The sequence below is a fragment of the Prevotella conceptionensis 9403948 genome (assembly GCF_000312305.1).
Lineage (GTDB): Bacteria > Bacteroidota > Bacteroidia > Bacteroidales > Bacteroidaceae > Prevotella > Prevotella conceptionensis.
The window spans coordinates 589,626-599,893 of the sequence record NZ_HE999443.1 but is presented as its reverse complement, the minus strand read 5'-3'; the positions used below and the strand labels follow the sequence as shown (position 1 = coordinate 599,893).

Below are 10,268 nucleotides of genomic sequence, written 5' to 3'. Positions count from 1 at the left end.
CTAATATCTTGTCTACATGACTGTTGACACTATAACCGCCGCCCAAGCGGACACCGGCATTGAATGCACCCTCCTGAGCACTTAGTGAAAGACAGGAGACGATAAAAAGAATAAGTAAATTAAATCTTGTGCCCATAACAGTCTAACTTTTTTGTTATTAATGTTTCTAAGGGACTGAAGTTCCTCATTCTTCCGCAAATTTAATCATTCTTTTGGAACAAGCAATGTTTTTTGCGAAAAAATATTTTACGAACTCATCTAGACTTTTAAAATATCTACAAAGTGAGAGGTGTTTATTATCTTTGTACCGTAAAGCCAAGATAAACACTCCGCGCATGTACGAAGTACTGGACAAGCAAACGATAAAATCTGAAATCCTGCGCCACTTGCCTGTGTCAAAACGTGGTTATGCCTCAAAAAGTGACCTGGTGAAAGTTATTCAATGTATTTTCTACAAGTTGAGAATTGGTTGCCAATGGCAGATTATTTCTGTGTTTGCATAATGTCGTCTCCGTTAGCCGTGGGCAGCATGCCCTGCAACTGCTCGCGTTGGCAGTTGTAAGCGTACATGCTTTCCGTCACCATTGCCTTTGCATGTGTACACAGCACAATCTGCTTTGTCTTGTTTTCAGTAAGAAATTTAACATTATGAGTGCCTTTTTTGCCACCAATCGCCCACCTAGCCGCAAAAAATCGATTCTCGCGGAGGTTTGTTTTGGTGCAAAAAGAGGGTAGTTGTACATGCAGGCAAAATGAATTTTTATTTAAGCCGACCGCCACCACCACCCGTTTTTGGGCGATTTGCAGCAAAATGTAGCGCGTTTTGGTGCTAAACGCAGTGCAATATGCCGCTAAATGCAGTGCGTTTTGGTACAAAATGCAAGGTGAAATGGTGCTAAATGCAGTGCGTTTTGGTGCAAAACGCAAAGTAAAATGCGGCTAAATGCTAGGCGAAAAGCATAAATATCCGCTGCAATGGTATAAATAAAACCTTTATGAACCATGAAAAACATGTCCGAAAAGGGCAAAATAGTCGTTAAAAAGTAGGATTTTAGGGGCAAAAAGCGGATAATTGGGCTTGAAAAAATACGAGGTGGCGACCAAACTAGAAAGGCAAAATGGTGCAAAATGCAGGCTTTTTTCTTGAAAACAGACAAGGCGAAAGGCGCGAAAGGTTAGAAATGGTAGTCATTTACCTACTTTTTAACCCGTATTTTCGCTAGAACGGAGCGAAAATTAGAGTATCTTTGTAAAAATAATAAAACATAAATTCAAATCGGCCGCTAAGCTTTTTGAAAGTAAAGTATAACGAAACGTCTCCCGTAATCGGCAGAGATATTCATGGAGGACCAATCATTTGCCAGCATACTTGCGGCTTAGTTCGCGCCACTCGTTGCTGAGGTATTCATGGAGGACCAATCATTTGCTAGCATACTGTGCTTTTTACAGCAAAAAGAAAGATAAGTTTCTTAATGACCGCTTTGGGATAAAAAAGCCCCAACCCCTCTCCAAGAGGAAAAGGGTTGGGGACAGGCGTTTTTCACTCCTTGTTCGAAGTGATAAGCTTATTGTAATCAGTTTCGCGACTAGGAATAACCCATGTCCAGTTGTTTTTCTCGTTGGGCTTTATGGTAACGGCGAAAGCAGAGTGGAAACTGCCGCCATCGGCAAACGTACGCCTTACGATGGGCAAGTTCCAACGCTTATAGTCGAACCAGTCGAAGCCCTCGCCCCATAGCTCGATACGACGATAGCGGCGCACTTCGGCCAACAGTTCGTCGCCCGTCTTGGTGCAAGTGTAGGCCGTATCGCGCCCCGAAGTTTTGTTCAGAGCCACAAGCAAGGCCTGCGCCTCAGCCTCTTTCCCCAGATGACAATTGGCCTCGGCCTCGGTAAGATACATTTCGGCCGCGCGGAACAAGGGAATCTCTCCCACCCCAGGATTACTTACGGCCTGCATCTTAAACTGCATATAGGCATAGATGCGGCTGGTGCTGTACAGTTTCTTTTTGTAAACGCGCTTTGCATAAGCGGTCATCCACTTACCTGCAAGTCCACTAGACGTGTTAAACGTCATTGTGTCGGGGTTGAGGAACATGGCGCGGCGAACATCGGTGGTGGGGATAGAGTCGTACAACTCTTTGCTGATGGCACAAGGATAGTTACGCGCGGCTGCTGCATTAGAATTGCTTCCTTGGAAGGCGAAGAACTGGAAATAATGCAACGTTTCTTGCGCATTGCTGTAAACACTCCAAATCCATTCTTTATTGGGCGCGTTAAAACCACCGTCAACGTATTGGGCGTTGTTCATCAGCGTGTAGTTAGCGCGTGCAGATGCAGCATGGCTGGCTGCCGTTGCCCAGTCTTCGCGCGTCAGTGCAGCCCTTGCATAGATGGCATGAGCCACGTCTGCATTTACGGCATAGTTCTCGTCTCCGTCCCTATTAAGCTTAGATTCGGCGTAAAGTGCCAGAGCATCGTCGAGGTCTTGATATATGCGCGCATAGGTTTCGGCCAATGTAGAAACCGCCATGTTGCCCGTACTCTCGTCTAAACGCAGCACAACGCCCCTACTAGCCCCGTTGTTGCTGTCGGCCCAACGCTTGGAATAGAGTTGCGACAGGCGGAAGAAACAATAAGCGCGGAATGTTAACGCCTGCGCTTTGAGGAAACGTTTCTCGTTGTCGGGACCTGTTGCCGCATCAACATTGCTGATGATGGCATTGGCATTGCCCAAAATCTTGTAGTAATAATACCACGGATAATAGTCGTATATGCTGGTGGAGTTTTCAACGAAGTCGAGGTTGGTCATCTGTAACCATAACGTAAAGTCGCATTTTTGGAAATCATTTCCATGAAGATTGCCGTATTGGGTAAGTATTGTGCCCTCTCCGTTCATTCCCTGCGTTTTAAGATACTGGGTACTCATCATCTTGCTAAGGCCGTTAACAGCCATAGCGATGTTGCTTGTGTTAGAGAGAATCAGTCGTTTTTCGGCGTTGTTGCTCTCGGTATCGAGGTAATTTTCGCTGCATGCACCCAATGTAAGTGCAGCTAAAAGGGCGTAAACATATAATAATGTAGCTTTCATACGAATTGTTTTTATATGGGGGAAAAGAACTAGAACTTAACTTCGAGGCCCACGATGAACACGCGTGGCGTTACGGCATAGTTGTCGAGCATGCCGCTAAAAGCCTGCTGCGGATTAAGTCCGCGGCGCGAAGAAAGCGAGAGCAGGTTCTCGGCAGAGAAACTTAGGCGCACGTTGTCGAGGTCGATGGCGCGCACCCACTTTTGGGGTAGCTGGTAACTCAGGTTGACGTTTTTCACAACGAAGTAGTTTCCGTTGGTTATCCACCGCGAGGAAACGGCATTGTTGTCCTTGTTTTTGCTGCTGTTTATCTGCGGTGTGCCACCATACCAAATACGATCGGGCGAGGTAGCGGTCATCCCCGCGGGAGTTTCGCGCCACGAGTTGAGGATGTCGGCACTGTAATTAGACGGGCCAGTGCTGGTTGACATCAGCGACGAGTAAGTGCTGTCGTACACCTTACCACCCAAAGCGTAGGTGCAAAGGGCAGAGAAGGCCAGCGACTTCCACTTCACCGTGGTGGTAAAGCTGCCGTACATCTTGGGAATGGCCGAGCCATGAAACTCGCGCTGTGCGTATGTGGTGCCGTTTACGAAGTACTGGCCGTTTATCTCGGTAACGTTAGCAGTGATGTCTGTGCCGCCGGTGTTGCCAACCACGGTGCCATCGGCGCGAGTATAGTAATTGTTGTCGGTGTTAATCTTATAGAGCGAGTTACCCGTAAGTTGGTCTACACCCACAAATGTGTAGGTAAAGAACTCGTAACGGCTGCGGCCCTCCACGATTTTGTAAGCGCCAGAGAGTATGCCGTCCTTATTTTGTTCGGGCAAAGAGACGACCTTGTTCTTGATGAACGAGGCGTTGGTGGCGAAATTCACCGTCCAATTCTTGTTCTTATAGATGTCTACATCGGTGTTTATCTCGAAACCTTGGTTCTCAATTGTTCCCAGATTTCGCGTTATCGAAGGCAAGGACTCGTCGGAATCGGTGGCCCCTGCCGACTGCGGCATGTACACATCGAAGAGTAAGTCGCGGTTGCGGCGGTTGAAATACTCAACGCTGAGGTTCCATCTGTTGAACAGTCGCGCGTCTACGCCAAGGCCAAACGATGCGCCCGTTTCCCATTTCAGCTCGTCGTTGCCTATCTGGGTGAGGTAGAATGCGCCTTTGTTGTTGTTTTGGCCAGCCCCGTAGAACGTTAGATACGAGTACAAGCCCGACCCGGCATCGTTACCAACAAGTCCATAGTCGGCACGAAGTTTCAGGCTGTTCACCCATTTCACGGGTTTCATGAAGTCCTCGCGCGACACCATCCAGCTAGCACCCACGCTACCGAAGTTGCCCCAACGCACAGCCCGTGCAAAACGCGAAGAACCATCGCGGCGGAAAGAAACTTCTGCCGTGTACTTGTCGTCGTAGTTATAGCGCACGCGCCCCAAATAGCTTTCCGTGGCATAGTCTTCTTCGTAACCGCTAAGCGAAGTGATGGCACTGAAGTTAGAGAAGTTTTCTTGGCCAGGAACTTTTATGTTGGCCTTGCGCCCATGCGTGTATTTATGATACCAATAATAGTTTTCGTGACCCAGCAAGGCACTAACGGTATGCTTGTCGAACTCGCGGTTCCAGTTTAGTTGCTGTTGGAAGTTGTATTCCCTATATCGGTCGAGCCTTTGGGATGCGCGTCCGTTATTGCCTTTACCGTTACCAATGGTGGGGTTGTCGTAAGTGTCGTTAACGTTGTTGCGCATGCTGGTTTGCCCTTTAAGGGTAAAGGTAAAGTGCTTTAAGAACTTAAAATCGGTGTAGAACGTTGCTTCAAGCGTGTTGCGCACGGTTCTGTCTTTGTCCAATTCGTTCTCCCACGCCACGTGGCGGTCGCCAAATTGGTTTCGGGTAAGCACCACTTGCCCGTTGTCGTCGGTGTAGCTGCCCGGGTCGTACTGCAAGTTGCCCAGCGCATCCGTTCGATACGAGCCGTCGGCATTGTGCAGATGCACGGGGTAGATGGGCGCAATGGTACGGCTATACATGAAGGGATTTTTGAAACTTTCGGACCCATTGTCGGCCAAGTTGCTCTTTTGATACGACCCATTGAGGCTAAACCCAGTTGTGAACCACTTCTTTGGGCGCAAATTCATGTTGGCCCGACCTGTGAGTCGTTTAAAATCGGAGCCTACAACGTAGCCGTTCTCTTTGAGATAGCCCACCGAGAAATAGTAATCGCTCTTCTCGTTGGCGGCATTGGCGCTAAGGCTGTACTCTTGACGTGCGCCTCGGCGTATGGTGGCATCGTACCAGTCGAGGTCGCCGGCATATCCAGGCAGGATTTGTGCATCGGCCACCAGCTTTCCGTTAGCATCGAACAGGGCATCGTTGGCCTTATTAAAGATGTTGAGGTACAAGGCATCGGCAATGAGGTTTTTCGAGGCATACTCGCCAGCCTCGGCAGCAGATGCCTTCTTATCAGTCATCCGCGAGTTGCGCAGGTTTAGCCAACTCACCTCCATAAACTCACGCGGGTTGAGCAACTTGTATTCGGGAATGCCGCGCGTATATGTGCCCTGACTAACGCGGAGGTTAACAGACAACTTGTTGCTTTTGCCTTTTTTGGTGGTGATAAGTATCACGCCGTTAGATGCACGATTGCCATAGAGCGCACTCGATGCGGCATCCTTCAACACCGTCATGCTCTCGATGTCGGCAGGGTTTAGTTCGAAGATGTCGCCCGAAAAGGGTACGCCATCCAACACATACAGCGGAGCAGCACTGCCGTTCACGGTTCCGAAACCACGAATGCGCACAGCGGGGTTGCTGCCCGGTTGGCCGTAGGTGCTGTTTATCTGCACGCCCGACGTTGTTCCCTCCAATGCAGAGGTAACACTTGATACGGGGCGCAACTCGATATGCTCGGTGCCCACCTGCGACACGGCACCAGTAAGCGTGGACTTTTTGGCCGAACCATAGGCCACCTGCACCACAACCTCGTCTAACGAACGGGCGTCGGGTTCGAGATAGATGTTCATTTCGGGCTTGATGGTCACCGTTTGCGATTTCATTCCCACATACGATACCACCACGCTACGGGCAGAATTAGGCACGTTTGTTAACGTAAACTTGCCGTTGATGTCGGTTGCAGCACCAATTTTAGTGCCAGTGGCCATCACCGTTGCGCCCAAAACGGGTTCGCGGTCGTCGGCCGTGAAAACATAACCTGTGACTGTTTGTTGTGCGAATGCACTGAGTGTGCAGATAACCAAAAGGGCCATCAGCAATACGTGTCGCTGTTTCATAAAGCGTGAGAAAAAATAATTGTACATTAAAATGTTGAATGCGTAACCGTTATCCAAATGTATTTGACGATGCGCCCCACTTAATAAAGGCGCAACAAAAAAGGGATTTGCCGTAAAAACGAATTTGTGTGTGGCAATCGCTTGCCTTTGAATTTAAATCATTTCCTATTCTGATAAAACATAAACTAACTGTTCGTAGCGGCTGCACGGTCACCTCTGATGAACCGTTGTTTGCAACATGGCATCGCTGAATGCAATTGGAGCCGCTCCGCTAACCCTAAATAAAATCGGGTGCAAAGGTATTAAAAAAAGTCTGGAACAAGCCTTATAAAGTTATATTTTTAATGTTTTAGGGGCTAAAAACAAGCTATTTGCTCGTTTTTAGCCCCTAAAAGCATCTTTATTCAATCTATATTGGGCGTTTTTTATGCCGCCTAAGGCTGCATGTTATTGGTTCTTTCGCCTATTGTGGTAACTAACCAGCCCAGGAATAATGTCTGTTTCGATACGGGCAGGCACAAAATTAAACTCGGAAGAAACCTCGCGCAGCAGGTGTTCCCACGTTGTGGCCACCTTACCCATAAAGTAAACGGGCTGCGATTGGAAGTCGTATTGTATCAGATTGCGGCGTATAAAACTGCGGAAACTCTCTGAAACGAGGTCGCGCACGTAGGGATGGCTGGGCCGTTCGGCCAAGAAGTTGCTCACCGTGGCCAGATAATAGTGCGGCAAGGGTTCGTTATACACCTTTTCCATCATCTCGGATGGCGTGGTATTGTTCTTATAAAGGAAGTCGACCACCAACTCTTCGGGTGCCAATCGTTTAAGCACGTCCGACAGGAACGCCTTTCCCATAGCCGACCCGCTGCCTTCGTCGCCAAGGATGAACCCACCCGGATGCACGTTCTTCACGATATCTTCGCCGTTGTAAAAGCACGAATTGCTGCCCGTATCAAGGATGCAGGCAATGCCGGGCTTGTCTAGACACATGCCGCGAGCAGCTGCCAGCAAGTCGCTCTCAACGAAAGTGGGCGTCTTGAACTGCGAAATGATAGACGTACTCACCACTTTCTTTTTCGATTCGTTGCTGCATCCCGCGCCATAATAATAAATTTTTTGCAGTTTTCTGTGAAAATACTCCTCAGGCAAGCCCAGCCTTACACTTCTACTAATTTCCTTTCGCGTTTGGAAATAGGGGTTAAGTCCCTCTGTTCTTGCCTTTTCCACAATCTTTCCATCCTCAACAAACACCCAGTCGGTGTGTCGCGAGCCGCTTACTACAATCAATGTCATCATATCTTTCGTGTCGTATATAGGTTTATAGCCATGCCCACGGCATGCGGTTCGTTTCTATTCTGAAAACACTTTTAGGTTTTATATGCACAAAGTTACAGTTTTATTTCCACCACACCATGCTTTTTTGTATAAAAAATGCAGGGTGAATGCAAACATGTGGCATCGGGATGAGGGGCTGATATGAATAATAAAACGAAGGTTGGCTTTGATTTAAGGCAGGTTCAAAGAAATTAGCTTTGCAATGAATTGTGTGATGGACGAGTTTGCGCATACACATATCTAGCATCAGTACAAGATACTTGTAGTGCGACTACAAAAGACTTGTAGCCGCACTACAAATAGTTTTGTACGAACACCCCTTACGGCAAAATGCAGTTTACGAACGTTTTCGTTAAGCCAAATGAACAACGTTGAGCTTGCTCGAACATTGCCATGGCGAGAAAACGCACTTTTCGAGGGACGAGAAAAGAACAATAGTATAAACCTTTTTTTTGCCTCATACAGTGAAGTCGTCTTGACTTTAAATATTTCTACAAATTGAGAGGAGTTTATGTCTTTGTATTGTAAAACCAAGATAAATACCCCAACCATGCACGAAGTGCCGAACTATGAGGTACGATTAAGTCTGAAATTATGCCCCATTTGTCAGTGGCAAAACGTGGCTATGTTTCAGAAAGCGACCTGGCTGAAGTTATTCCATACGTTCTCTACAAGTTGAGAGCCTGGCTGCCAATGGCAGATTATTTCTGCGTTTGCATGGTGTTGTCTCCGTTGGCCGTGGGCAGCATGCCCTGCAACCGTTTGCACTGGCGGTAGCAAGCACACGTATTCTCTGTGCCGTTGCCCACTCGCGCGTGTATGCAGCATACTCGTTTTGTCTAACTTTTAGTAAGAATTTTAACATTGTGAGTGCCTTTTTTGTCCACCAATCGTTCACCTTGCCGCAAAAAATCGATTCTCGCGGAGGTTTGTTTTGGTGTCAAAAGGGGGCAGTTGTGCATGCAGACAAAATGAATTTTTATTTAAAACGACCGTCACTAACACCCGTTTTGGGGCCATTTGCAGCAAAATGTAGTGCGTTTTGGTGCTAAACGCAGTGCAATATGCCGCTAAACGCAGTGCGTTTTGATGCTAAATGCTGTGCGTTTTGGTGCTAAATGCAGTGTGTTTTGGTGCTAAACGCAGTGTGAAATGCCGCTAAATGTGATACGAAAAGCATAAAAATACACTACGATTGCATAAACAAAACCTTTATGAACCATGAAAAACAGGGCAGAAAAGGGCGAAATAGTTGTTGAAAAGTGGGTTTTTAGGGGCTAAAAGCAGGTTTTTGGAGTTGAAAAAATACGAGCCGGCAGCCAAAATAGAAAGGCAAAATGGTGCAAAATGCAGGCTCTTGGCTTAAAAATAGACAAATTCCAAGGCATGAAAAGCTAGAAATAGTGGCATTTTGCCTACTTTTTGAGCTGTATTTTCGCTAGAACGGAGCGAAAACCAGAGCACCATTGTAAAATAAAAGATAACAATTTAAGTTTTTGAGTTGATGAGCTTGTGAGTTGGCGAGTTGGTGAGCTTGTGAGTTGGTGAGTTTGTAAGCTTGTGAGTTGGAGAGTTGATGTCTTCGGCGGTTGTTGGGGTTTCGTGAGTTTATAAGCCAGTGAGTTGACTTGTCGTGCACTCCTCTCTGTTTATAGAAATACTAAAAGACAAGACAACTTCGATGTCTAGCATCAGCACAAGCCCCTTGTACCGGCACAACAAAGCCCCTTGTACTGGCATTACAAGGGGCTTGTACGGAGGCTACAAGATACTTGTAGTGCGACTACAAAAGGCTTGTAGCCGCACTACAAATAGTTTTGTACGAACACCTTTACGGCAAAATGCGGTTTACGAACGTTTTCGTTAAGCCAAATGAACAACGTCGAGCTTGCTCGAACATTGCCTTGGCGAGAAAACGCACTTTTCGAGGAACGAGAAAAGAACAATGGTATAAACCCCTTTTGCTCCATACAGTGTGTACAGAACAGCTTGCAAAGGCTTTATTGCCTTGCTAACTGCCCTCTTATTTTAGCTTGCTAACAAGCTTTTCGGTATCGCTGGCGATAACAAGTTCCTCATCGGTGGGGATAACGCACACCGTAACCTTCGAGTCGGGCGTAGAGATAATGGCCTCTTTGCCACGAACCTTGTTGGCTTCGGCATCCATCTTAATGCCCAGGAACTCTAATCCGCTGCAAGCATCAAGGCGTGTACCCGTTTGGTTTTCGCCAACACCGGCCGTCCAAACGATGATGTCTACACCACCCATAGCGGCAGCGTATGCACCAATGTATTTCTTAATGCGATAGTTGTACATGTCTAAGGCCAGCTTAGCGCGCTTGTTGCCCTCTTCGGCTGCGCTTTCAATCTCGCGCATGTCCGACGAAATGCCCGTGATACCCAACACGCCGCTTTGCTTGTTGAGGAATTCGGCCATCTCTTGTGGCTGCATTCCCGTCTTTTCCATGAGGTAAGTAACGGCCGAAGGGTCGATGTCGCCCGAACGCGAGCCCATCATCAAGCCTTCGAGCGGTGTCAGTCCCATAGACGTA

At 47.5% G+C, this 10,268-nt stretch carries 5 protein-coding genes and 2 pseudogenes; 1 reads left to right on the top strand and 6 read right to left on the bottom strand.

Annotation, left to right across the window (positions count from 1 at the left end; all coding sequences use genetic code 11):
- From BN93_RS19155 to BN93_RS02120, 5 genes and pseudogenes are all read right to left on the bottom strand, one after another.
- Positions 1–136 (bottom strand): annotated as a pseudogene (locus tag BN93_RS19155) (PorT family protein); the annotation flags it as partial.
- A 347-nt stretch (positions 137–483) separates the two neighbouring features.
- A complete protein-coding gene (locus tag BN93_RS02135; protein ID WP_157462601.1) occupies positions 484–810 on the bottom strand; it encodes a hypothetical protein in 327 nt (108 codons plus the stop codon).
- Between the two features lie 730 nt (positions 811–1,540).
- A complete protein-coding gene (locus BN93_RS02130; RefSeq protein ID WP_019186706.1) occupies positions 1,541–3,091 on the bottom strand; it encodes a RagB/SusD family nutrient uptake outer membrane protein in 1,551 nt (516 codons plus the stop codon).
- Positions 3,092–3,120: 29 nt separating this feature from the next.
- On the bottom strand, positions 3,121–6,381 hold the full coding sequence (locus BN93_RS02125) for a SusC/RagA family TonB-linked outer membrane protein (RefSeq protein ID WP_044259443.1): 3,261 nt from the start codon (positions 6,379–6,381) through the stop codon (positions 3,121–3,123).
- Positions 6,382–6,828: 447 nt separating this feature from the next.
- The gene (locus tag BN93_RS02120; RefSeq protein WP_009230942.1) at positions 6,829–7,674 is read right to left on the bottom strand and encodes a hypothetical protein; all 846 of its coding nucleotides are present in this window, start codon (positions 7,672–7,674) and stop codon (positions 6,829–6,831) included.
- 636 nt (positions 7,675–8,310) lie between these two features.
- Between BN93_RS02120 and BN93_RS18370 the strand changes: the two are divergent.
- A pseudogene (locus BN93_RS18370) lies at positions 8,311–8,422 on the top strand (IS5/IS1182 family transposase); the annotation flags it as partial.
- Between the two features lie 1,317 nt (positions 8,423–9,739).
- On the opposite strand, the gene BN93_RS02115 reads toward BN93_RS18370, so the two are convergent.
- The coding region (locus BN93_RS02115; protein WP_044259440.1) for an acetate/propionate family kinase at positions 9,740–10,268 on the bottom strand (529 nt) is incomplete at its 5' end.

Coding starts and splice junctions, on each gene's coding strand:
- BN93_RS02130 (WP_019186706.1), bottom strand. CDS start 3,091: ATGAAAGCTACATTATTATATGTTTACGCCCTTTTAGCTGCACTTACA.
- BN93_RS02125 (WP_044259443.1), bottom strand. CDS start 6,381: ATGAAACAGCGACACGTATTGCTGATGGCCCTTTTGGTTATCTGCACA.
- BN93_RS02120 (WP_009230942.1), bottom strand. CDS start 7,674: ATGACATTGATTGTAGTAAGCGGCTCGCGACACACCGACTGGGTGTTT.